Origin of the sequence: Micromonospora sp. LOL_025, assembly GCF_048060285.1 — a bacterium.
Lineage (GTDB): Bacteria > Actinomycetota > Actinomycetes > Mycobacteriales > Micromonosporaceae > Micromonospora.
Genome location: NZ_JBHMIR010000007.1, coordinates 14362 through 37670 on the forward strand (window position 1 = coordinate 14362; position 23309 = coordinate 37670).

The 23309-nt window shown below is 74.4% G+C and carries 22 protein-coding genes; 10 read left to right on the plus strand and 12 right to left on the minus strand.

Annotation, left to right across the window (positions count from 1 at the left end; translation table 11 throughout):
• Nucleotide 1 precedes the first annotated feature (1 nt).
• Nucleotides 2–655 (plus strand): hypothetical protein, encoded by a 654-nt coding sequence (locus tag ACFHW0_RS11725; RefSeq protein WP_416607328.1) that lies wholly within the window; start codon nucleotides 2–4, stop codon nucleotides 653–655.
• A 9-nt stretch (nucleotides 656–664) separates the two neighbouring features.
• Here the strand turns inward: ACFHW0_RS11725 and ACFHW0_RS11730 are convergent, their stop codons facing one another.
• Nucleotides 665–2089 carry a serine/threonine-protein kinase gene (locus tag ACFHW0_RS11730; protein WP_416607329.1) on the minus strand — a complete coding sequence of 475 codons (1425 nt, stop codon included), beginning with the start codon at nucleotides 2087–2089 and terminating at the stop codon, nucleotides 665–667.
• A gap of 194 nt (nucleotides 2090–2283) precedes the next feature.
• Between ACFHW0_RS11730 and ACFHW0_RS11735 the strand changes: the two genes are divergently transcribed.
• From ACFHW0_RS11735 to ACFHW0_RS11765, 7 genes are all read left to right on the plus strand, one after another.
• Nucleotides 2284–2895 (plus strand): hypothetical protein, encoded by a 612-nt coding sequence (locus ACFHW0_RS11735; protein ID WP_416607330.1) that lies wholly within the window; start codon nucleotides 2284–2286, stop codon nucleotides 2893–2895.
• A gap of 131 nt (nucleotides 2896–3026) precedes the next feature.
• Nucleotides 3027–3368, plus strand: coding sequence for a PadR family transcriptional regulator (locus ACFHW0_RS11740; RefSeq protein ID WP_089001033.1), 342 nt, complete (start codon nucleotides 3027–3029; stop codon nucleotides 3366–3368).
• Complete coding sequence (locus ACFHW0_RS11745) at nucleotides 3365–4312, plus strand: permease prefix domain 1-containing protein (RefSeq protein WP_416607331.1); 948 nt, start codon at nucleotides 3365–3367, stop codon at nucleotides 4310–4312. The genes ACFHW0_RS11740 and ACFHW0_RS11745 overlap by 4 nt, the downstream gene beginning before the upstream one ends.
• A 161-nt stretch (nucleotides 4313–4473) precedes the next feature.
• Nucleotides 4474–5760: a sensor histidine kinase gene (locus tag ACFHW0_RS11750; protein WP_416607332.1), complete on the plus strand. Its 1287-nt coding sequence runs from the start codon at nucleotides 4474–4476 to the stop codon at nucleotides 5758–5760.
• Between the two features lie 23 nt (nucleotides 5761–5783).
• Entirely contained in the window at nucleotides 5784–6476 is a 693-nt protein-coding gene (locus ACFHW0_RS11755; RefSeq protein ID WP_416607516.1) for a response regulator, read from the plus strand.
• An 81-nt stretch (nucleotides 6477–6557) separates the two neighbouring features.
• Nucleotides 6558–7451 (plus strand): ABC transporter ATP-binding protein, encoded by an 894-nt coding sequence (locus tag ACFHW0_RS11760; protein ID WP_416607333.1) that lies wholly within the window; start codon nucleotides 6558–6560, stop codon nucleotides 7449–7451.
• Nucleotides 7448–8512, plus strand: coding sequence for an ABC transporter permease (locus ACFHW0_RS11765; protein WP_416607334.1), 1065 nt, complete (start codon nucleotides 7448–7450; stop codon nucleotides 8510–8512). The genes ACFHW0_RS11760 and ACFHW0_RS11765 overlap by 4 nt, the downstream gene beginning before the upstream one ends.
• 129 nt (nucleotides 8513–8641) lie before the next feature.
• On the opposite strand, the gene ACFHW0_RS11770 is transcribed toward ACFHW0_RS11765, so the two are convergent.
• The 8 genes from ACFHW0_RS11770 to pgsA form a co-directional block, all read right to left on the minus strand.
• Entirely contained in the window at nucleotides 8642–9328 is a 687-nt protein-coding gene (locus tag ACFHW0_RS11770) for a DUF402 domain-containing protein (RefSeq protein WP_416607335.1), read from the minus strand.
• A gap of 197 nt (nucleotides 9329–9525) precedes the next feature.
• Nucleotides 9526–10275, minus strand: coding sequence for a YebC/PmpR family DNA-binding transcriptional regulator (locus ACFHW0_RS11775; protein ID WP_121395380.1), 750 nt, complete (start codon nucleotides 10273–10275; stop codon nucleotides 9526–9528).
• 308 nt (nucleotides 10276–10583) lie between these two features.
• Nucleotides 10584–11192 carry a pyridoxal 5'-phosphate synthase glutaminase subunit PdxT gene (gene pdxT / locus ACFHW0_RS11780; RefSeq protein WP_357876945.1) on the minus strand — a complete coding sequence of 203 codons (609 nt, stop codon included), beginning with the start codon at nucleotides 11190–11192 and terminating at the stop codon, nucleotides 10584–10586.
• Nucleotides 11193–11262: 70 nt separating this feature from the next.
• Nucleotides 11263–12180 (minus strand): pyridoxal 5'-phosphate synthase lyase subunit PdxS, encoded by a 918-nt coding sequence (gene pdxS / locus ACFHW0_RS11785; protein ID WP_363896040.1) that lies wholly within the window; start codon nucleotides 12178–12180, stop codon nucleotides 11263–11265.
• Between the two features lie 197 nt (nucleotides 12181–12377).
• Complete coding sequence (locus tag ACFHW0_RS11790; protein ID WP_416607517.1) at nucleotides 12378–12872, minus strand: hypothetical protein; 495 nt, start codon at nucleotides 12870–12872, stop codon at nucleotides 12378–12380.
• Between the two features lie 12 nt (nucleotides 12873–12884).
• On the minus strand, nucleotides 12885–14045 hold the full coding sequence (locus ACFHW0_RS11795) for a glycosyltransferase family 4 protein (RefSeq protein ID WP_121395392.1): 1161 nt from the start codon (nucleotides 14043–14045) through the stop codon (nucleotides 12885–12887).
• A gap of 15 nt (nucleotides 14046–14060) precedes the next feature.
• Entirely contained in the window at nucleotides 14061–14993 is a 933-nt protein-coding gene (locus tag ACFHW0_RS11800) for a phosphatidylinositol mannoside acyltransferase (RefSeq protein WP_416607336.1), read from the minus strand.
• A 43-nt stretch (nucleotides 14994–15036) separates the two neighbouring features.
• Nucleotides 15037–15669, minus strand: a complete 633-nt coding sequence (gene pgsA / locus ACFHW0_RS11805; RefSeq protein ID WP_416607337.1) for a phosphatidylinositol phosphate synthase — start codon at nucleotides 15667–15669, stop codon at nucleotides 15037–15039.
• Between the two features lie 252 nt (nucleotides 15670–15921).
• Between pgsA and ACFHW0_RS11810 the strand changes: the two genes are divergently transcribed.
• Nucleotides 15922–18084 (plus strand): elongation factor G-like protein EF-G2, encoded by a 2163-nt coding sequence (locus tag ACFHW0_RS11810; protein WP_416607338.1) that lies wholly within the window; start codon nucleotides 15922–15924, stop codon nucleotides 18082–18084.
• Between the two features lie 209 nt (nucleotides 18085–18293).
• Here ACFHW0_RS11810 and ACFHW0_RS11815 read toward each other — a convergent pair whose 3' ends face one another.
• Together ACFHW0_RS11815 and ACFHW0_RS11820 are read right to left on the minus strand one after the other, a co-directional pair.
• Nucleotides 18294–19352 carry an aldo/keto reductase gene (locus ACFHW0_RS11815; RefSeq protein ID WP_416607339.1) on the minus strand — a complete coding sequence of 353 codons (1059 nt, stop codon included), beginning with the start codon at nucleotides 19350–19352 and terminating at the stop codon, nucleotides 18294–18296.
• Nucleotides 19353–19539: 187 nt separating this feature from the next.
• Nucleotides 19540–20052, minus strand: a complete 513-nt coding sequence (locus ACFHW0_RS11820; protein ID WP_199729380.1) for an HIT family protein — start codon at nucleotides 20050–20052, stop codon at nucleotides 19540–19542.
• A gap of 223 nt (nucleotides 20053–20275) precedes the next feature.
• Here ACFHW0_RS11820 and ACFHW0_RS11825 point away from each other — a divergent pair, with 223 nt between their 5' ends.
• Nucleotides 20276–21013: a D-Ala-D-Ala carboxypeptidase family metallohydrolase gene (locus ACFHW0_RS11825; protein ID WP_416607340.1), complete on the plus strand. Its 738-nt coding sequence runs from the start codon at nucleotides 20276–20278 to the stop codon at nucleotides 21011–21013.
• A 54-nt stretch (nucleotides 21014–21067) separates the two neighbouring features.
• Here the strand turns inward: ACFHW0_RS11825 and thrS are convergent, their stop codons facing one another.
• On the minus strand, nucleotides 21068–23068 hold the full coding sequence (thrS, locus tag ACFHW0_RS11830; RefSeq protein WP_416607341.1) for a threonine--tRNA ligase: 2001 nt from the start codon (nucleotides 23066–23068) through the stop codon (nucleotides 21068–21070).
• Nucleotides 23069–23309: the final 241 nt, after the last annotated feature.

Genomic DNA, 23309 nt, shown 5'->3' on the forward strand with positions numbered 1-23309 from the left:
GGTGACCGCGACGGGCGAACCGCCGGAGAGCGCCGGCGGGGACGACGTCCGCCGGGGCGCGTCGCGCGGCTCGGGCGGCTCACGGTTTCCCGCGCCGCGGCTCGCCAGGATCGCGGTGCTCGCCGTGGCCGTGGCCGTGCCGGTCGCGGGGTGCGGCGGCGGGGACGCGCCCGTCTCGCCGCTGCCCGTGCAGGCGACGGCCTCCCGCTCCCCCGGCCCGACCTCGCCCTCCCCGTCGGCCCTGCCGTCGTCGGCCCTCCCGCCGTCGTCGAGCACGCCGGGTCGTCCGCCGGCCGTCGTCCCCCCGGCCCGTCGGCCCCCGCCGGCTGCGCCCCCGACGACCGCCGCCGGACGTACGCCGACCGCGACGCGGTCGCCGAGCGGGCCGCCCGGCACCTGCTTCGGGGCGGTGCGTCACGACGTGGTGCTGGCCGAGACCGAACTGGCGCTGCTCCCCTCGCTCTGCTTCGCCACCGGCGGGATGCTGCGGATCATCGGCATCGGGCCGGGCGAGGTGACCGTGGACCGGGAGGACCTGGTCTCCCGCAGCTACGAGGCGGGGGTGGTCGACATCCGGTTCGTCCGCCCCGGCACGGTGGACGTGCTGATTCCGCAGGGCGGCACCACGCACACGGTCACCGTGGTGGTGCGGTGACCGGCGGGCTCACCGCACCCGCACCCCGGCCAGCAGGGTGTCGACGAAGTCGGCCCGGCTGCCCGCCGGGGGCGTGACCTGGACGTAGATCAGGCCGGCGCGGCCGGGCGCGAGCCCGGCGGCCTCGACGATCTCGGGCCGGCCCTGCTCGCAGGTGAACCGGGCCACCACCCAGTCGACGCCCGCCTGGCGGGTGCGGCGCACCGGCGTGGCGGCGCACGCCGCGTGCGGACGCTCGGCGACGAATCCCGCAGGGGTGGTCCGGGCGGCGAGGCCGGCCGACAGCCCGACGAAGGCGCCCGGCACGGTCGGGTCGGCCGCCCACCGGTGCGGGTCGGGCGACACCACCAGGGCCGGTTCGAGCCGGCCGTCGTCGCCGTACCGGCCGGCCCAGCCGGTGCCGGCGGCCCGCCAGCCGGGGGGTAGCCGCACCGTCACCGGCCCGCTCGTCCAGCTCGTGGTGTCCCGCCCGCCCGTCGCGCCGTCCCCGGCCGTGGATGCGGCCCCGGCGAGGGCCAGTACGCCCAGTGCCAGCACGCCGAGCCGCCGCCGGGCGACCGGCCGAACCCGTGCGCGCACCCGCCGGGGCGGTGCTCCGACCGGGCCGGCGGGCGGAACGGCGGGTGGGCCGGCGGGCGCGGTGACCGCGTGGCGCAGGGCGGCACGGAAGGCGGCGGCGTCCGGGTACCGGTCGGCGGGTCGGTGCGCGGTGGCCCGCCGCAGGACCGCGACCGCCCCGGCGGGAACGCCCCGGCGCGTCCCGGTCGCCGCGTCGACGTCAGCGTCGCCATCGGCGGCAACGGCGTCGGCGACCGGGCCGAGCAGCCGCAGGCCGAGCCGGCCCAGGCCGTACACGTCGGCGCGGGTGTCGACGACGGCGAGCGGGTCGTCCTGCTCGGGGGCCATGTAGCCGGGGGTGCCGGCCCGGGCGGTGAGACCGGAGGCGGCGGCGAGGGCCTTGGCCAGCCCGAGATCGGCGATCAGCACCCGCTCGCCGTCGGGGCCGGAGCGGAACAGGACGTTGCCGGGGGTCAGGTCGCGGTGCACCACGCCGTGGCGGTGCAGGACGGCGACCCCGGCGGCGATCTCGGCCAGCAGGGCCAGGGCGGCGGTCGGGGGCATCGGGCCGGCCGCCAGCCGGTCGTGCAGGCTGCCGCCGTCGGCCCAGGCCATGACCGAGTACGGCCGGCCGTCGGCCAGCTCGCCGGCGGCGTGGACGCGGATCAGCCGCTCGTCGTCGAGCCGGCGCAGCAGGCGGGCCTCGTCGAGGAAGCGCTCCCGTACGCGCAGGTCGTGGTGCCAGTTCTCGGCCAGCACCTTGATCGCCACCCGGGAGTCGAGCACCGGGTCGTGGCCGAGCCAGACCGTCGCGAACGACCCCGTGCCCAGCAGCCGCTCGATCCGGTAGGGCCCGATCCGCTCCGGACTGGTCACCGCACCACCCCCGACACCGGCACCGCCGGCCGCCGTTCCGCCTCGACAGTAGACGGCGCGCCGGTTCGGCGGCAGCCCTCGGCGGCGCGCCCAAGCCGGCCCGCAGCGCGTGGGTCGGGAACCCGACGAACCGATCCGGTCGGCGGGGAGACCAAGAGGACAAGGACATCCGCACCACCGAGAAGGAGATCCCCGTGCACCGTCTCTCGTACACCCTCGTCACCGCCCTGCTGGCCACGGCCGGGCTCGTGCCGATCGCCCTGGCGGCCCCGGCCGCCGCCGCGCCCGGGCCGGCCGTCGCCGCCGGGCACCCGACCGACCGCCCCGGCGTCGAACCCGGCCCTGCCGCCGCCGGGCGGGACGAGGTCGAGGTCATCAGCGTCCGGGGCGCCGGGCCGTTCCGGATCGGGGCCGACCTGGCACGCCTGTCGGCGGCCGGCCTCATCGACTGGGTGGCGCCCGACTGCGACGGCACGGTCCACACCGGCGTCACCGGGGCCTGGGCGGGGAAGATCCTGCTGACCTTCCTCGACGGGCGGCTGGTGGGGGTGGGCACCGCCGCCGCGCCGCCGCGCACCCCCGCCGGCGCGACGGTGGGCATGTCCTTCGCCGCCCTGGAGGAGATCTACGGCCCGCGGGGCTCGATGGTCCGCAACGACGCGGGCGACGCGTCGGCGTACCTGGTGCGCGTCGGCTCCCGGGTGGAGCTGTTCACCGGTCACCCGATCCGGCCGGGGGTCGGCTATCTCCAGGTCGGACCGGCGTCCGTCGTCGAGCGCGGCTTCCGGGAGGGCCGGTCCTGCTGAGCGACCGACGCACGCGGCGGCGGATCCCTCCGGGGTCCGCCGCCGTCCGTTTCGCCCGAACACACTGATACTGAGAGGCACGATGATGTATCGCTGGACGATAGTGTGTGGCACACAGTATGGTGTGACACATGGTGAGCGATGAGATCCTGCGAACGCACCTCCAGGAGTTGCGTCGGGGCACCGTGGTGGTGGCGAGCCTCGTCGCGCTGCGCCGTCCCGACTACGGCTACGCGTTGCTGCAACGCCTCTCCGACCACGGCTTTCCGGTCGACGCCAACACGCTCTACCCGCTGCTGCGGCGGCTGGAGGAGCAGGGGCTGCTGACCAGCGAGTGGAACACCGAGGAGAGCCGGCCACGCAAGTTCTACCGGACCAGCGAGGAGGGCGAGTCGGTGCTGGGCCGGCTCCTCACCGACCTCGCCACAGTGCAGACCTCCCTGACCGGGCTGATCGAAGGAGCCGACCGATGAACACCCTGACCGACCGATACCTCGCCGCGACCCTGCGCTCGGTGCCGGTCGCGCGCCGCGAGGAGATCGCCACCGAGCTGCGCGCCTCGATCGAGGACATGGTCGAGGGCCGCACGGCCGGCGGGCAGGACGCCGCCGCCGCCGAGCGGGAGGTGCTCACGGAGCTGGGCGACCCGGACAAGCTCGCCGCCCGCTACGCCGACCGCCGGTTGCAGTTGATCGGCCCGGCCTACTACCTGGCCTGGTCGCGGCTGATGAAGCTGCTGCTCAGCTTCATCCCGGCGATGGCCGGCGTGCTGGTCGGCCTGCTGGAGGTCGCCGACGGCGGCGACGCGGGTGAGGGGATCGGCGCCGGCATCTCCACCGCCATCCAGGTGGCGGTCCAGATCGCCTTCTGGGTGACCGTGGTCTTCGCGGTGCTGGAACGCACCAGGACCCCCCTGCACCTGCCCGAGTGGAACGTCGACCAGCTCCCGGAGGACACGGCCGGCCGGCAGATCACCCTGACCGACATCGCCGCCTCGGTCACCTTCCTGGCATTGATCATCATCTACCTGCCGATGCAGCACTTCCGCTCGTTCGTGCCCACCGACGGTGAGAACCTGCCGATCCTCGACCCGGCGCTGTGGAGCTTCTGGCTGCCGTTCCTGATCGCGGTGCTGGTCGCCACCATCGGCCTGGAGATCGCCAAGTACCGGGCCGGGCGCTGGACCTGGCCGCTGGTCGCGGTGAACGCGCTGCTCGACCTGGCGTTCGCGGTGCCGGTGGTCTGGCTGATGTCGACCGACCGGCTGCTCAACCCCGAGTTCGTGGCCCGCTTCGAGTGGCTCGGCGAGGGCGACAACCTGAACCTGGTCGCGACCGCCGTGATCGCCGGCACGGTGCTGGTGACGCTCTGGGACATCCTCGACAGCGCCGTCAAGACGTACCGCAACCGCACCTGATCCCGCCACGGCCACGGCCCGGCGCGCCCCCGCGTGCCGGGCCGTGGCGCGGGCCGACGCCGGCCGACCGACGGGGCCGCAGCGCGCCGGCGGTGGCCGCGGTGCGGTAGCCGGCCGGGTGCCGGACCGGCGGCGGCCTGCGGGATGAGATCCTGACCTGGATGAACAGCGACACCGACGAGGGCTGGCGGCGCCCGGGGCCCACCCCGGAGCAGCGCCGGCTGGACGTCTACATCGGGTTGGCCGCCACCGTCCTGGCGCTGTTCAGCCTGACCCTGGCCCGCAGCGCCGGCGCGTTCCTGCTCGGCCCGCCGCCGTCCGGCCCGGAGCAGATCTTCTGGACCGTCGCGGTGACCCTGCCGCTGATCTGGCGACGCCGGTTCCCCGCCGCCGTCACGCTGGTGGTCTCGGTCGCGTTCATCGCCGCGCAGGCCCGCTCCGCCCCGGAGACGCAGCTCGCCTCGTGGGCGCTGTTCGCCGCCCTCTACACGCTGGGCGCGTGGGGCCGGGACCGGCGACTGTCCCGGCGGCTGCGGGTCGGCGTCATCGCCACCATGTTCCTGTGGCTCGGGATCTACTACGCGACCACCTACACCACCATCCCCGCCGACGCGTTCGCCCGCGCGGTCGGGCCCGTGCCCCCGGTGCTCGCCGCCATGGTGAACGGGGTGCTGGTCAACGGCCTCTACTTCGGGTTCGCGTACTTCTTCGGGGAGACCGCGTGGCTGGCCGCCCGGCGTCAGCACGAGGTGCAGGCGCGGGCCGAGGAGTTGCGCCGTTCGCAGGCCGAGGTCCGCGAGCACGCGGTGGTGGGCGAGCGGGTCCGCATCGCCCGGGAGCTGCACGACGTGGTCGCCCACCACGTGTCGGTGATGGGGGTGCAGGCGGCCGCCGCCCGCCGGGTGTTCGACAAGGACCCGGTCAAGGCCCGCACGGCGCTGAGCGCGATCGAGGAGACCGCCCGCACGGCCGTCGACGAGCTGCGGCGGATGCTCGGCCTGCTCCGCGCCCGCGACGGCGGCCCGGACCGCCCGAACCAGCCGGGGCCCGCCGGGATCGACCAGATCACAACCGTGGTCGCGCGCGCCCGCGAGGCCGGGCTGCGGGCCACCATGGGGGTGTACGGGGACCCGGCCCCGCTGCCGGAGTCGGTCTCGCAGGCCGCGTACCGGGTGGCCCAGGAGGCCGTGACGAACGCGCTCAAGCACGCCGAGGGCGCGACCGCGCTCGACGTGCGGATCCGCTACCTGGCACACGAGGTGGAGGTCGACGTGACCGATGACGGACGGGCCACCCGCCCGGCGAACGCCGACGGGCTCGGCCTGGTCGGGATGCGCGAGCGGGTCGCCACCCACGGCGGCGCGCTGGAGGTCGGCCCGCGCGCCGGCGGCGGCTGGCGCGTACGGGCCCGGTTCCCGCTACCGCTGCCGGTGGGGCGGCCCGCGTGAGCGCCGCGCAGGAGGTGCCCGGGATCGACCGTCCCGTCCGGGTGCTGCTCGCCGACGACCAGCACCTGGTCCGCACCGGCTTCCGGGTCATCCTGGAGGTGGAGGACGACATCGAGGTCGTCGGGGAGGCCGCCGACGGGGAGCGCGCCGCCAGCATGACCCGGGCGCTGCGGCCGGACGTCGTACTGATGGACGTGGAGATGCCCGGGGTCGACGGGCTGGAGGCCACCCGGCGGATCACCGCCGAGGAGGACGGGCCGGGCGGGCCGGCCGTACTGATCCTCACCACGTTCGACCGGGACGACTACCTGTTCGCCGCGCTGCGTGCCGGGGCCAGTGGCTTCCTGCTCAAGAACGGCACCCCGGAGGCCCTGATCGAGGCGATCCGGGTGCTCGCCCGGGGCGACGGCCTGCTCGCCCCGGAACTCACCCGGCGGGTGATCGCCACCTTCGCCCGCCCGGGCGAGCCCGTCACGCCGGGCGGCCCGAGGACGGCTCCGGAGGCGGCGCTGCGGGATCTCACCCCCCGCGAGCGGGAGGTCCTGGTCCTGGTCGCCGGCGGCGCCAGCAACGCCGAGATCGCCGCCGAGCTGCACCTGGGCGAGGCGACGGTGAAGACGCACGTCAGCCGGGTGCTCGCCAAGCTGGGCCTGCGCGACCGGGTGCAGGCGGTGGTCTTCGCGTACGAGCACGGGGTGGTGCGCCCCGGCCGCTGACCTGGCTCCGCCACGAGGGGGACGTCCTGCTCGATCTCGGGACGGACGGCGGGCGGCGGCCGACGATCTAGCGTGGACGCCGTGACCAATGTGCTCCGCCTCGACGGCGTCGACCGCAGCTTCGGCGACCGGCGGGTGCTCCAGAACGTGTCCTTCGACGTGGCCGCCGGCCGGATGACCGGCTTCGTGGGCGGCAACGGCGCCGGCAAGACCACCACCATGCGGATCATCCTCGGGGTGCTCGCCCCGGACGCCGGCGAGATCACCTGGCAGGGAGCGCCGCTGAGCCGGCAGGCCCGCCGACGCTTCGGCTACATGCCGGAGGAACGCGGCCTCTACCCGAAGATGAGCGTCCGGGACCAGGTGGCCTACCTGGGTCGGCTGCACGCAATGAGCGCCGCCGCCGCGCGGCGGAACACGGACGCGTTGCTGGAGCGGGTCGGGCTCGCCGAGCGCGGCGACGACCTGCTGGAGACGCTGTCGCTGGGCAACCAGCAGCGCGCGCAGATCGCCGCCGCCCTGGTGCACGACCCGGAGGTGCTGGTGCTCGACGAGCCGTTCTCCGGGCTCGACCCGTTGGCGGTGGACACGGTCGTGGCGGTCCTGCGGGAACGGGCCGCCGCCGGCGCGCCGGTGCTCTTCTCCAGCCACCAGCTGGACGTCGTCGAGCGGCTCTGCGACGACCTGGTGATCATCGGGGGCGGCGTGATCCGGGCCGCCGGCAGCCGGGAGGAGCTGCGCGCGACGTACACCGTGCCCCGGTACGAGCTGGTGGTGGAGACCGACGCCGGCTGGCTGCGGGACCAGCCGGGGGTGACCCTCGTCGACCTGGACGGCGCGCGCGCCGTGTTCGACCTCGCGCCCGGCACGGACGAGCAGCCGGTGCTGCACGCGGCGCTGGCGCGCGGCCCGGTCCGCGCGTTCCGCCCGGTCAGCCCCTCCCTCACCGAGATCTTCCGAGAGGTCGCCCAGTGAACACCATGCAGGCCACCCGGCTGGTCGCCGCCCGGGAGATCCGGGTCAAGCTGCGCGACCGCACCTTCCTGTTCAGCACCCTGTTCTTCCTGCTGATCGCCGCCGCCGCGACCATCCTGCCGCCGCTGCTCTCCGGCGGCCCGTCGAGCGTGGCGGTGACCGCGGCGGCGGCCGGCCCGCTGCGCGAGGCCGGGCTCCAGGTGCGTACGGTCGCCGACGACCGCGCCGCCGAGCAGGCCGTACGTGACGGCGACGTCGACGCGGCGGTGGTCTCCGGACCGGCGGTGCTCGCCATGGACGAGGCCCCCGACGACGTGGTGGCGGCGCTGAGCACGCAGCCCGCGGTCCGGCTGCTGGACCCCGACGCGGTGGACCCGGTGGTGGCCTTCCTGGTGCCGTTCGCCTTCGCGTTCATCTTCTTCGTCACCTCGCAGACCTTCGGCGTGCAGATCGCGCAGAGCATCGTCGAGGAGAAGCAGACGAGGATCGTGGAGATCCTGGTGGCCGCGGTACCGGTACGGGCGTTGCTGGCGGGCAAGATGATCGCCGGCACGGTGCTGGCCCTCGGGCAGATCGCGCTGGTCGCGCTGGTCGCCCTGGTCGGTGTGCAGTTCGGCGACAGCGGCGGGCTGCTCTCCCTGCTGGCCCCGGCGATCGGCTGGTTCCTGCCGTTCTTCCTGCTCGGCTTCGTGCTGGTCGCGGCCATGTGGGCGGCGGCCGGCGCACTGGTGAACCGCCAGGAGGACATTGCGGGTGTGTCGACGCCGGTGCAGCTCGCGGTCATGCTGCCGTTCTTCGCGGTGATCTTCCTGAACGACAACGCGACGGCCATGCGGGTGCTGTCCTACCTGCCGTTCTCCGCGCCGACGGCGATGCCGTTGCGGCTGTTCACCGGGGACGCGGCCGGCTGGGAGCCGCTGGTGTCCCTGGCCCTGCTGCTGGTCGCGGCCGCCGCGTTCGTGGCCGCCGGGGCCCGGGTGTACGAGGGCTCGCTGCTGCGCACCAACGGCCGCACCTCGGTGCGGACGGCGTGGCGGTCGCGGGAGAAGACGCTGGGCTGAGCGCCGGAGCCGGCGGGCCACCGGCCCGTCGGCGCCGCCGTGGCGCGTGCGGGTCGACGGCGGAGGCCGCGTCGCCGGTCGGCGGCGGACGCCAGCGGCGCGACGCCTCAGGCGCCGGTGGACACGCGGTCAGCGGGAGGGTGGGACCGTGTCCCAGCGGGACGGCGGGACGGCGTCCCAGCCGGACGGCAGGGTCGGCACCGGCCAGGCCGGGTCCGGGCGCCAGGCCGACCAGGCCTCGTCCCACCAGCGCTCCCCCGCGTCGAGCAGGGCGGCGATCCGGTCGCCCTCGGCCCGGATCGCGTCGGCCATCCCCGGGTAGCGCCCCTCGTCGAGGCGCTGGGCGAACAGCTCCACGTCCTTCCAGACGTAGCGGTCGTCGCCGGCGCCCCACCAGAGGTCCAGCTCGTGATCGAGGGTGTCCACCCCGATCGGCGTACGCCGCAACGGCTCCTGGAGGTTGAAGTACCACCCGGCGAAGGCGCGCTGCGGGCCGGCCCAGAAGACGTCCACGGAGTGCGCCTCACCTGGGCGGTGCAGCATGAGCTTGCCGTGCCCGCTCCACGCCCGGTGCCCGGCGGCCTGCCACGGGTGCCGCCCGCACGGGAAGCCGCCGGCCTCGGGAAAGCCGAACTCCGCGCCCGGAGGCAGGTAGAGCACGAGCAGGTCGGGCGAGTCCTCGACGCAGATCGTCGGGCAGCCGAACCACACCTCGCCGCGCAGGATCTCGCGCCGGACCACGACGTCGCCCGGCGCGAACCGGCCACCGTCGCCGACCCGACCACCGCTTCGCCCCGCCCCGCCCGGAAGATCCACTCCCGTAGCCTAGCCAGCGCGGGGCGACACACCCCCGAGCACGAAGCCCGCAGGTCCGGCGAAATCGGTCGTCTTTCGGACAGAACGCGCCGGTTCGGGGCGACGCGCGGGCCACCGCCTCCCGCCGTCGGGCCCCGGTCGTTGCCGGGAAGTCGACGGCGGTCGCGGCGCCGGCCCGCGCACCGGGGACGTCGGGATCAGCCGACGGCCTCCATCACCTCGTCGCTGACGTCGAAGTTCGCGTAGACGTTCTGCACGTCGTCGCAGTCCTCCAGGACGTCGATCAGCTTGAAGATCTTGCGGGCGCCCTCCTCGTCGAGGGGGACGTTGACGCTCGGGATCAGCGACGACTCGGCCGACTCGTACTCGATACCGGCGTCCTGGAGCGCGGTGCGGACGGCGATCAGGTCGGTCGGCTCGCAGACCACCTCGAACGCCTCGCCCAGGTCGTTGACCTCCTCGGCGCCGGCGTCGAGGACCGCCATCATCACGTCGTCCTCGGTCGTCGCGCCCTTGGGGACGATCACCACACCCTTGCGGGAGAACATGTACGACACCGAGCCCGCGTCGGCGAGCGAGCCGCCGTTACGGGTCAGCGCGGTGCGCACCTCGGTCGCCGCGCGGTTGCGGTTGTCGGTGAGGCACTCGATCAGCATCGCCACGCCGTTCGGGCCGTAGCCCTCGTACATGATGGTCTGCCAGTCGGCGCCGCCGGCCTCCAGGCCCGAGCCGCGCTTGACGGCCCGGTCGATGTTGTCGTTGGGGACCGAGTTCTTCTTCGCCTTCTGGATGGCGTCGTAGAGCGTCGGGTTGCCGGCCGGGTCACCGCCGCCGGTCCGCGCGGCGACCTCGACGTTCTTGATCAGCTTGGCGAACATCTTGCCGCGCTTGGCGTCGATGACCGCCTTCTTGTGCTTGGTCGTCGCCCACTTTGAGTGGCCGGACATCTGCTACCTCCGTTGCTACCCGCCGTCTGCATCGACCGACCGCGCACGCCCCGCTCCCGCCGGCGCACGCGGTGGTGCCGGTCAGCCCTGCGCGAAAGCCGTGACGGGCAGCTGGCCCCGCCGAATCTCGGCAATCCTACCGACGCCCGGCGGGTGGCTGTCACGCGCGGCACGGCGTCGGCCCGCCCGAAGCCGCCCGGACAGGGACGACGGGAACGGGCCGGGTGCCTGCACCCCGTCACCGGGCGGACGGCGCGGGCGGGGCCCCTCTCGAGGAGGAGACCCCGCCCGACCTGCCAGGGGACCGCTCAGCGGGCGGCCCGGACCAGCTCCACGAAGTACGCGTGCACCCGCGCGTCGCCGGTCAGCTCCGGGTGGAACGAGGTCGCCAGCAGGTTGCCCTGCCGCACCGCCACGATCCGGCCCGCCGCCGGGCCCTCGGTCACCGTGCCGAGCACCTCGACGCCGTCGCCGACCCGCTCGACCCACGGCGCCCGGATGAAGACCGCGTGGAACGGCCCGCCCTCGACGCCGGTGATCCCCACCGACGCCTCGAACGAGTCGACCTGCCGCCCGAACGCGTTGCGCCGCACGGTCATCTCGATGCCGGCGAAACCGCGCTGGTCGGGGCGGCCGTCGAGGACGTCGCTGGCCAGCATGATCATGCCCGCGCAGGAGCCGTAGACCGGCATGCCGTCGGCGATGCGCTTGTCGATCGGCTCGCGCAGCTCGAAGATGTCGGCGAGCTTGCTGATCGTGGTGGACTCCCCGCCGGGGATGACCAGCCCGTCCACCGCGTCCAGCTCCTGCGCGCGGCGTACCGGGCGGGCGTCGGCGCCGGCCGCCGCCAGGGCGGCGACGTGCTCGCGGACGTCCCCCTGGAGGGCGAGCACACCGATCACGGGTGCGTCGCTCATGTCACCGTTCCTCTCGTCGACCTGCCGCGGTGGCCCCTCCGCCAGCCGGGGCGGGCGGAGGGGCGCTTGCTCACCAGCCGCGCTCGGCCAGGCGGTGCGGCTGCGGGATGTCGTCGACGTTGATGCCGACCATCGCCTCGCCCAGGCCCCGGGAGACCTTCGCCAGCACGTCCGGGTCGTCGTGGAAGGTGGTGGCCTTCACGATCGCGGCGGCCCGCTGCGCGGGGTTGCCGGACTTGAAGATGCCGGAGCCGACGAAGACGCCCTCGGCGCCGAGCTGCATCATCATCGCGGCGTCGGCCGGGGTGGCGATCCCGCCGGCGGTGAACAGCACCACCGGCAGCTTCCCGCTCTCGGCGACCTCCTTGACCAGCTCGTACGGCGCCTGGAGCTCCTTGGCGGCCACGTACAGCTCGTCGGTCGGCAGCGAGCCCAGCCGGCGGATCTCCTGACGGATCTTGCGCATGTGGGTGGTGGCGTTGGAGACGTCGCCGGTGCCGGCCTCGCCCTTGGAGCGGATCATGGCCGCGCCCTCGGTGATCCGGCGCAGGGCCTCGCCGAGGTTGGTCGCCCCGCAGACGAAGGGCACGGTGAAGGCCCACTTGTCGATGTGGTTGGCGTAGTCGGCCGGGGTCAGCACCTCGGACTCGTCGACGTAGTCGACGCCGAGCGACTGGAGGATCTGGGCCTCCACGAAGTGACCGATCCGGGCCTTGGCCATGACCGGGATGGAGACGGCGTTGATGATGCCGTCGATCATGTCGGGGTCGCTCATCCGGGACACCCCGCCCTGGGCACGGATGTCGGCGGGCACCCGCTCGAGCGCCATCACCGCGACGGCGCCGGCGTCCTCGGCGATCTTGGCCTGCTCGGCGTTGACCACGTCCATGATCACGCCGCCCTTGAGCATCTCGGCCATGCCGCGCTTGACGCGGGCGGTGCCGGTGACGGGGCTGGCGCTAGCGTTCTGGGCAGTGGTTTCGGGCACGGGTCATCGCTCCTCGAACGTGCTCGGGGGGTGGCTGCGGAAATGCTACGACGGTCCCAACGCCGATCCGACAGCCAATCAGGCCCACGGTGGCCTGCACTGTGGCAGTCGTCACCGGCCCGCCGACCCGGCCCTCCCCCGGCTGTCCCCCGACGCCCCCGGGGTCACGGGCGCGCGCGCTGTCCGGTTCCGCCCGGTCAGCCGGTGGGGACGTCGGCCGGGACGGTGAGCGTCGGGTCGTCGATGTCGAAGTAGCGCGGCCACGGCCGGCGGCGCCCCATCCGCAACAGGCGCACCAGCGGGCGGCCCCGCGCCGCGCGGGCGTCGCGGACCAGGTCCGTGTGCACCTGGCGGGCCAGGGCGAGCCGCCGGCTGGCGCCGATCACCGCCTCGCAGTCCGGATCCGTCGGGTCCAGCTCCACCGCCCGCAGCTGGCGGGTGAGGTCGTTCTCGGCGGCCTCCCGCTCGTCCGGCTCGGCGTCCAGCGCGATCCGCGCCGCCGCGTACAGCTCGACGCCGTAGCGGCGCTCGGCCAGGACCGCGGCGGCCGCCGCCCGGCGCAGCAGGTGGGCCTCCAGGGCGCGGGCCGCCAGCTCCGCCCGGGCGTGCAGCCGCGCGACCCGCCCGGCGGTCCAGACGAGGTACGCCACGACCAGCCCGACGACCAGGGCCGCGAGCACCACCCACCACATGCGCGACATCGTCTAGTCCAGCCCCACCCATTCGGTGTCCATGACCCGCCCGTCGGTGGCCTCGATCGCCGCCGCGTACACCTCCAGCACCCGCCGGGCGACCACGGGCCAGTCGAAGGTGGCCACCACCTGGTCGCCGCAGGCGGTCAGCGCGGCCCGGGCGCCGGGATCGTCGAGCAGGTCGGCGAGGGCGGTACGCAGCGCGGCCGGGTCCCCGGTCGGGAACAGCCGGCCGGCCCGGCCGCCGTCGAGCACGCGACGGAACGCGTCGAGGTCGCTGGCGACGACGGTCGTGCCCGCCGCGAGCGCCTCGGTGAGGATCATGCCGAAGGACTCGCCGCCGGTGTTCGGCGCCACGTAGAGGTGCACGCTGCGCAACATCCGCGCCTTGTCCTCCTCGGAGACCAGCCCGAGGAAGGTCACCCGGTCGCGCAGGTCGGCCGGGAAGCGCCCGAACAGGTCGTCCGCGTCGCCGGGCCCGGCGACCAGCAGCCGCAGGCCGGGCCGCTGCCGGGCCAGCTCCACGAAGGCGTCCCGCAGGATCGGGAAGCCCTTGCGGGCCTCGGTGAACCGGCCGAGGAACCCGATCGCGCCGTCGCGGCCCGGCGGGCACTCCCCCGGCCAGCCCGGCAGGGGCAGCGCGTGACTGAACTTCGCGACGGCCACCCCGTTCGGGATCTCCACCGCCCCGCCGTCCATGTGCTCGACCTGCACCTTGCGCGCCAGCGCGCTGACGGCGATCCGGGCGGTGATCCGCTCCAGCACGATCTGGAGCACGCCCTGCGCGGCGGCCAGCGCCCGCGACCGGGTCATCGCCGTGTGGAAGGTGGCCACCACCGGGCCCCGGGCGGAGAGCACCGCCAGCAGCGACAGGCTCAGGGTCAGCGGCTCGTGCACGTGCAGCACGTCGAACTCGCCCCGGATGATCCACCGCCGCACCCGCGCCGTGGAGACCGGGCCGAAGGCGATCCGGGCCACCGAGCCGTTGTACGGCAGGGGCAGGGCCCGTCCCGCCGGCACCACGTACGGCGGGAGTGGGGAGTCCTCGTCGGCCGGGGCGAGCACGCTCACCTCGTGCCCGAGCCCGATCAGCGCCTCGGCGAGGTCCATGACGTGGTTCTGCACCCCACCGGGCACGTCGAAGGAGTACGGGCACACGATGCCGATGCGCACGTGCAAACGCCTCCCTTACGCCTGTCCGGCGGCCGGGGAGGGCAGGGCCGCGTCGCCGCCCGTGCCGTGCTGGTCCAGCCACATCCGCTGCAACATGTGCCAGTCTTCCGGATGCCGGGCGACGCCCGCCGCCAGACCGTCGGCGATCCGCTGGGTCAGCGACCGGACCCGCTGGTCGAGCGGGCCCTCCTCCGGGCCGGGCAGCGGCAGCGGTCCCTCGATCGAGGCGCACGCCGCGTCCGGTTCGTACCACATCGAGGCGACGTAGAGCGGCGCTCCGGTGCGCAGCGCGAGCAGGGCCGGGCCGGGGGGCATCCGGGTGCGGTGGCCGAAGAACTCGACCTCCACGCCCCGCGCGGAGAGATCGCGGTCGGCCAGCAGGGGCACCACCGTGCCGGCCCGGACCCGGTCGACCAGCACGTCGAAGGCGTTCCGCTCGCCGCCGTGAGTGGGCAGGATCTCCATGCCCAGGCTCCGGCGGAAGGCGAGGAAGCGCTGGTAGACACCCTCGGGCCGGAGCCGCTCCGCGACGGTGGTGATCGGCCAGCCGGTCGCCGCGACCCAGGCGCCGGCGGCGTCCCAGTTGCCGGCGTGCGGCAGCGCCACCACCGCGCCCCGGCCGGCCGCCACGTCGGCGGCGAGCTTCTCCTCGCCGTCGAGACGGAAGCCGGCCAGGATCTCCGCCCGGCTGAGCGCGGGCAGCCGGAACGCCTCCATCCAGTACCGGGCGTACGAGCGCAGGCCACGCCGGACCAGCTCGTCGAGCTCGGCCTCCGGCAGGTCGGGGCCGACCACCCGGCGCAGGTTCGCGCGCAGTCGGGTCGTACCCCCGCCGCCGCGACGGTGGGCGCGGTCGGCGCCCGCCCGGAACGCCGCCGCCGCGACGGACCGGGGCAGCGCGCGGATCACGCGCCACCCGGCGACGTAGCCGAGCTCGGTGAGGTTCACCGGCGCCGGCCCCCCGCCCGCGGCAGACCCGCGGGTGTCGCGCTCACCCCTGCCCGCCCGGGGTGTGCACCCGCTGGGCCTGGCGGTACACGTGCGCCATCCGCTGGCCCACGGTGAAGATCGACACGGCGGCGAGCAGCCAGAGCGCGATCTCCAGCGCCGGGTCGACGCCGACGCCGGTGAGCAGCCCGCCGACGCCGACGATGAGCAGCCGCTCGGTGCGCTCGGCGATGCCCACGTTGCAGGTCATGCCGAGGCCCTCGGCGCGGGCCTTGACGTAGGAGACCAGCCCGCCCACGGCCAGGCAGAGCAGCGCGGCGGCGACGCCGGAGTACTGGTGCTGGGTGGCCAGCCAGTACGCCACCGCGCCGAAGACGGCGCTGTCGGCGACCCGGTCCATGCTCGAATCGAGGAACGCCCCGAACTTCGTGGCGCCCCCGCTCATCCGGGCCATCGTCCCGTCGAGCAGGTCCGTGAGCGCGAAGAAGGTGACTATCAGGGCCCCGGCGACCAGATGACCGCGGGCACCGAAGCCGAGCGCACCGACGAGCACCCCGAGGGTGCCCGCCACGGTGACCGCGTTGGGAGTTACGCCCGCTCGGAGCAGGCGGCGTGCGACCGGCTCGACGACGCGGGTCATCCCCGCGCGGGCCGACACTTGGAAGATCTTCGCCATGGCGGTCCCACGATAACGGTCCGCGTAGCAGCAGCGGTACGGCCGGTCAGGCGACCCGCGGGGACGGAGCCTTGTGCCGACCCCGGATCGGGTGTGAGATCGGGGCAGGGAAGTGAGCCAGCTCACCCGCCCGCCCGTTGATTACCCGGAATCCGGCACCGCACCGGAGGATGTCGCCGCGGAACCCGACCGGGCCGCTTCCCCGTCGCGCGCGGCGGTCGTCACCCACCACGGCTGAGGGAGGTGCGCCCCATGGCGCAGAAGAGTCAGGAGAAGGGGGCCGCCGGCGGCGTGCCGGTGGTGACCGAGCCCGGCAGGATCCGCAACGTGGTGCTCGTCGGGCACTCCGGAGCGGGCAAGACGACGCTGGTCGAGGCGCTGCTCGCGGCGAGCGGCACGATCGGCCGGGCCGGCGCCGTCGCCGACGGCACGACCGTCTGCGACCACGACCCGGCAGCCGTACGCCAGCAGCGCTCGGTCAGCCTGGCCTGCGCCCCGCTGCTGCACGACGGCATCAAGGTCAACCTGCTCGACACCCCTGGCTACGCCGACTTCGTCGGCGAGTTGCGGGCGGGGCTGCGGGCCGCCGACGCGGCGCTGTTCGTGGTCTCCGCCGTCGACGGGATGGACGCCGCCACCGCGGCCCTCTGGGACGAGTGCGCGGCGGTCGACATGCCCCGGGCGGTCGCCGTGGCCCGGCTGGACCACCCGCGCGCCGACTTCGACGAGGCCGTGGCGCTGTGCCAGCGGGTCTTCGGCGACAACGTGCTCCCGCTCTACCTGCCGATGCTCGGCGACGACGGGATCTCCACGGTCGGCCTGCTCGGCCTGATCACCCGCCGGGTCTTCGACTACACCGCCGGCCTGCCGGCCGAGGTCCGCGAGCCGGACCCGCAGCACCTGCCCGCCATCGTCGAGTCCCGCAACGAGCTGATCGAGGGAATCATCGCCGAGAGCGAGGACGAGTCCCTCATGGACCGCTACCTCTCCGGCGAGGAGATCGGCACCGACGTGCTCGTCGACGACCTGGAGAAGGCGGTCGCCCGCGGCCACTTCTACCCCGTGGTGCCGGTCTGCGCCGAGACCGGCGTGGGGCTGGACGCGCTGCTGGAGGTGCTCTCCGCCGGCTTCCCCTCGCCGCTGGAGCACGAGCTGCCGGCGGTCGCCGGGGTGGACGGCTCCCCACGGCCGCCGCTGACCTGCGACCCGGCCGGCCCGCTGGTCGCCGAGGTGGTCAAGACGACCGTCGACCGGCACGTCGGCCGGGTCTCCCTGGTCCGGGTCTTCTCCGGCACCCTGCGTCCCGAGCAGACCGTGCACGTCTCCGGGCACGGGATGGCCGAGCGCGGCCACCCCGACCATGACGCCGACGAGCGGGTCGGCCACATCTACACGCCGCTGGGCGCGAGCCTGCGCGAGGTGGGCGCCTGCGTGGCCGGCGACATCTGCGCGCTCACCAAGTCGGGCAGCGCGGAGACCGGCGACACCGTCTCCGCCAAGGACGACCCGCTGCTGATCGCCCCCTGGGAGATGCCCGAGCCGCTGCTGCCGGTGGCCGTCGCGGCCCGCAGCCGCGCCGACGAGGACGCCCTCGCGCGCAACCTGGCCCGCCTGGTCGCCGGCGACCCGACCATGCGGCTGGAGCGCAACCCGGAGACCCACCAGCTGGTGCTCTGGTGCATGGGCGAGGCGCACGCCGACGTGGTGCTGGAGCGCCTGCGCGCCGGCGGGGTGGAGCTGGACACCGAGCCCGTCCGGGTCGCGCTGCGCGAGACGCTGACCGTCCCGGCGAGGGGGCACGGCCGGCACGTCAAGCAGTCCGGCGGCCACGGCCAGTACGCCGTCTGCGACATCGAGGTCGAGCCGCTGCCGCCCGGCGCCGGATTCGAGTTCGTCGACCGGGTGGTCGGCGGGGCGGTGCCGCACAACTACGTCCCCTCCGTCGAGAAGGGCGTACGCGCCCAGATGGAGCGCGGCCTGGTCGCCGGCCACCCGGTGGTGGACCTGCGGGTGACCCTCGTCGACGGCAAGGCGCACAGCGTCGACTCCTCCGACGCGGCCTTCCAGACCGCCGGGGCGCTGGCGCTGCGCGACGCCGCCGAGAAGGGCCAGCCGGCGCTGCTGGAGCCGGTCGACGAGGTGGTGGTCCGGGTGCCCGACTCCTCGGTGGGCGCGGTGCTGGGCGACCTGTCCGGCCGGCGGGGCCGGGTGCTCGGCACCGAGGCCGACCCCGAGGCCGAGGGGCGCACCCTGGTCCGCGCCGAGGTACCCGCCACGGAGCTGCTCCGCTACGCGGTCGAGCTGCGCTCGATGACGTCGGGCACCGGCACGTTCCGCCGCCACTTCGTCCGCCACGACCCGATGCCCACCCACCTGGCCGACCAACTCCGCAAGGACCCCCCCACCCACCCCTGACCCCCCACCCCCCTGGCCCCCCACCCCCCTGACCCCCCACCCCACCACCCCGCGAGCTCCCCGGGCCGAGGTCGCCGGGTCGATCATGCAGTTGTGGTGCCCCGCGAAAGGTGCGATCCAGGACAGGGCGCCCACCACGACTGCATGATCGACCCCTCCGGGCCGTGCCCGGGCACGGGGGTGGGCACGGGCAGGGGGTGGGGGGTGGGTCAGGGGCGGGCGGTGGGGAGCATCGGGCTCGGCCAGTAGGGGCGGTCGGCGTCGCGGAGGGCGGCCGACCGCAGCGCGGCCAGCTGGCGCTCCACCTCGGCGAACTGGTCGGCGGGCAGCGGGCCCCGGTGCAGGGCGCCGGCGTTCTCCTCCACCTGGGCCACGGTGCGGCAGCCGGGGATCGGGACCGTACGGTCGCTGCGCGCCCAGAGCCACCCGAGCGCGCCCTGGGCGAGGGTGCGGCCGTCGGCGGTCAACGCCGCCCGTACGGCGGTGACGCGGCGCAGCCACTCCGGCGCCGGCCGGCCGCCCCGGAACCACTCCAGCCAACCGGGGGCGACCCCGCGTACGTCGTCGCGCGGCAGCGTGGAGCCGGCCGTGTACTTGCCGGAGAGCAGCCCCATCCCCAGCGGTCCCCGGTTGACGCTGGCGAGGTCGTACTTGTCGCAGACGGCGAGCAGCTCGGGGGCGTCCCGGAGCACCGACAGCGTGTGCTGCACGGCGGTGGCGTGCCGGGCGTCCCGCCCGAACGCGGCGGCCCGGTCGGGGCGGTCGGTGCTCCAGCCGTACGCCCGGATCAGCCCCTCGGCGACCAGGTCCTCCAGGGTGCCCACGAGCGCCTCGGCGCGCGGCACCGGCAGGTCCGCCAGGTGCAGCTGGTAGAGGTCGATCCGGTCGGTGCCCAACCGGCGCAGCGAGTGTGCGACGGCCTGCCGCAGGTACGCCGGGGAGGGATCCTCGCCGGTGGCCTGGCGGGTGGCCTCGTCGAAGGTGTAGCCCCACTTGGTGGCGATCACGGCCTCGTCGCGCCGGCCGGCCAGCGCCCGGCCGAGCACCCGCTCCCCGTGCCCGGCCCCGTAGGTGTCGGCGGTGTCGAAGAGCGTCACCCCGAGGTCGAGCGCGTGCCGGATCGCGCGGACCGACTCGTCGTCGTCGACGGCGCCCCAGCCCAGCGGCTGGGTGCCCTCGGCCCAGGGGCCGCCGATCGCCCAGCACCCCATGCCGAGGGCGCTGACCTCGATGCCGCTGCGGCCCAACGTCCGCGTCGTCACTGCCATCGCCAGATCGTGCCACCTCGCACCCGGCCCGGGGCGGAAAGTCCACCGACGACACGACCGCGCGCAGCCGCCGACCGCCACGGACGCGGGGAAGGGCCCGGCAGGCGGAGCCGCCCACGTCAGGGGCGCCGGGGAGGGACCCCACGCGGACGAGCCGAACGACCGCCGGGAAGGGCGGGCGGGCCGGTCAGGTCGGCCAGGCCCGGGTGAACAGGTCGCGGGTGTCGGTGAGCAGTTGCGGCAGGACCTTCGTCTGCCCGATCACGGGCATGAAGTTGGCGTCCCCGCCCCAGCGGGGCACCACGTGCTGGTGCAGGTGCGCGGCGATCCCGGCGCCGGCCACGCCGCCCTGGTTCATGCCCAGGTTGAACCCGTGCGCGTTGCTCACCTTGCGTACGACCCGCATGGCGGTCTGGGTGAACGCCGCCAGCTCGGTGGTCTCGGCCAGGTCCAGCTCCGTGTAGTCGGCCACGTGCCGGTAGGGGCAGACCAGCAGGTGCCCGGGGTTGTAGGGATAGAGGTTGAGCACCGCGAACACGTGCTCGCCCCGGGCCACCACCAGGCTCTCCTCCGGCGCCAGCCCGGGGGCCCGGCAGAACGGGCAGCCGGCGGGCCGCTCGTAGCCGCCCTCGGGCCGGTCCTCCCCGGAGATGTAGGTCATCCGGTGCGGAGTCCAGAGCCGCTCCAAACCGTCGGCCATGCCGCTGTCCGTGTGCCGTTCCACCCCAGTCACGCCACCGATCCTACGTTCCCGGCGGCGGGCGCCCCGGACGCCGTACGCCGGTCCGCGCCCGACCCCGACGGCCCCTGGGGCCCGGGTCGCGATCAGGGGGACGGATAGGGGGTGAAAGTTCTTGACGAACTGATGAACATGAATGAAGATTCCATCCACATACATCATCCTCTGTCGATGGGAGCCCATCGTGAGAACCGCATTCCGCCGCTTTGGCCGGGCGCTCGCCGCCTGCGCGCTCGCCGCCTCCACCGCCCTCGTGGGGGTGGTTGCGACCAGCAGCCCCGCGCAGGCGGACGGCTGCTACACATGGGGACGCGTCCTCGCCCAGGGCGCCACCGGCGAGGACGTCCGGCAGCTGCAGATCCGGCTCGCCGGCTACCCCGGCTACAACGCTCAGCTCGCCCTCGACGGCTCGTTCGGCCCGGCCACCCGGTCCGCCGTGATCCGCTTCCAGCAGGCGTACGGCCTGGCCGCGGACGGCATCGCGGGGCCGGCGACCCAGAACCAGCTCTACGCCCTGCAGGACAACGACTGCACCCCGGTCAACTTCACCTACGCCGAGCTGAACCGGTGCAACAGCACCTGGTCCGGCGGCGCGGTCTCCGCGAGCACCGCCCGCTTCAACGCGCTGGTGTCGATGTGGAAGCTCCAGGCCATGCGGAAGGCCCTCGGCAGCGTGTCGATCAACATCAGCAGCGGCTTCCGCAGCTACTCGTGCAACAGCGCGGTCGGCGGCGCCTCCAACAGCCGGCACCTCTACGGCGACGGCGTCGACCTGGTCGGCTCGCCCTCGTTCTGCCGGCTCGCCCAGCAGGCCCGCTACCACGGCTTCGGCAACATCCTCGGCCCCGGCTACCCGGGTCACAACGACCACACCCACGTCGGGGCGGTCGGCGGCTGGTCCGCGCCGAGCTGCGGGATCTGACGACCTGACGACGAAGGCCCCCCGCGGTGCGGGGGGCCTTCGGTGCGTGGTGGGTCAGGCGGCGGACGGGCCGACGTTGGTCCGCGAGCCGACCACGTCGAGCACGTGGGCCACGGCGTCGGCGACCGGCACGCCGTTGCGCTGCGAGCCGTCGCGGTAGCGGAACGAGACGGTGCCGGCGGCCACGTCGTCGTCGCCGGCGATCACCATGAACGGGATCTTCTGCTGCTGGGCGGTGCGGATCTTCTTCTGCATCCGGTCGTCGCCCGCGTCGACCTGGGCGCGGACGCCCTCGGCGCGCAGCGCGGCGACGAAGCCGTGCAGGTAGTCGGTGTGGTCCTCGCGGATCGGGATGCCGACCACCTGCACCGGCGCCAGCCATGCCGGGAACGCGCCCGCGTAGTGCTCGGTGAGCACCCCGAAGAAGCGCTCGATCGAGCCGAAGAGCGCCCGGTGGATCATCACCGGCCGCTGCCGGGTGCCGTCGGCGGCCTGGAACTCCAGCCCGAAGCGCTCCGGCAGGTTGAAGTCGACCTGGATGGTGGACATCTGCCAGGTCCGGCCGATGGCGTCCTTGGCCTGCACCGAGATCTTCGGGCCGTAGAAGGCCGCGCCACCGGGGTCGGGCACGAGGGCCAGCCCGGACTCCTCGGCGGCGGAGCGCAGGGCCTCGGTGGCCCGCTCCCAGTTCTCGTCGGTGCCGACCGACTTCTCCGGGTTGCGGGTGGACAGCTCCAGGTAGAAGTCGTCCAGGCCGTAGTCGCGCAGCAGGTCCAGCACGAACGACAGCAGCGACTTGAGCTCGCCCGCCATCTGCTCCTGCGTGCAGTAGATGTGCGCGTCGTCCTGGGTCATGCCGCGCACGCGGGTCAGGCCGTGCACCACGCCGGACTTCTCGAACCGGTAGACCGAGCCGAACTCGAACAGCCGCAGCGGCAGCTCCCGGTAGGACCGCCCCCGGGACCGGAAGATCAGGTTGTGGAAGGGGCAGTTCATCGGCTTGAGGTAGTAGTTCGCCCCCTCCATCTCCATGGGCGGGTACATGCCGTCGGCGTACCACTGGAGGTGCCCGGAGGTCTCGAAGAGCTGCGCCTTGGTGATGTGCGGGGTGTTGACGAACTCGTAGCCCGCCTCCTCGTGCCGGCGGCGCGAGTAGTTCTCCAGCTCCCGGCGGATGATGCCGCCCTTGGGATGGAACACCGCCAGGCCGGAGCCGATCTCGTCGGGGAAGCTGAACAGGTCCAGGTCCGCGCCGAGCTTGCGGTGGTCGCGCCGCGCGGCCTCCTCCAGCAGCTTCAGGTACGCCTTCAGCTCGTCCCGGGTCGGCCAGGCGGTGCCGTAGACCCGCTGGAGCTGCGGGTTCTTCTCCGACCCGCGCCAGTACGCGGCGGCCGAGCGCATCAGCTTGAACGCGCCGATGAGCCGGGTGTTCGGCAGGTGCGGGCCCCGGCACAGGTCCGACCAGCAGACCTTGTCCTCGTTGGCGGCGAGGTTGTCGTAGATGGTCAGCTCGCCGCCGCCCACCTCCATCACCTCGGAGGTGTCCAGCCCCTCGCCCTTGACGTCGATGAGCTCCAGCTTGAACGGCTCGGCGGCCAGCTCGGCCTTCGCCTCGTCGAGGCTGCCGAAGCGCCGGCGGCGGAACCGCTGGCCGGACTTGACGATCTCCTGCATCCGCTTCTCGAGCTTGCCGAGGTCGTCCGGCTGGAACGGCTTGTCGACGGCGAAGTCGTAGTAGAAGCCGTTCTCGATGGGCGGGCCGATGCCGAGCTTGGCCTCCGGGAAGACGTCCTGCACGGCCTGGGCGAGCACGTGCGCGCAGGAGTGCCGCAGCACGTTGAGCCCGTCCGGCGAGTCGAGGCTGACCGGCTCGACCTCGGTGTCGGCCTGCGGGGCCCAGTCCAGGTCGCGCAGCTGGCCCTGCGGGTCGCGGACCACCACGATCGCCTTCGGGCCGGACGCGGGCAGACCGGCCGCGGCCACCGCGTCGGCCGCCGTGGTCCCGGCGGCGACGACGACGGGGTCGGCCACGGCGGGGGTACGGGGTGCGGACACGGTGACTCCTCCAGCAGACGGCACGGATGACGCCGAACGTTCGGCTCCTGCGATGCTATCGGTCGCCCCCGCCGGCACGGTCGCCGACGCCACCGCCCCCGGGCCCGTGGGATGGGCGCCGCCCCGCCGGCAGCCGGGGAGTGGCCGACGCGTCGGCTCCGGCCGGCGTCCTGGGCCTTGCGTTGAACCTTTCCGTCCCCGTATCCGAACTACCCGGTGTGGCCGGAACCGGTGCCGGCCC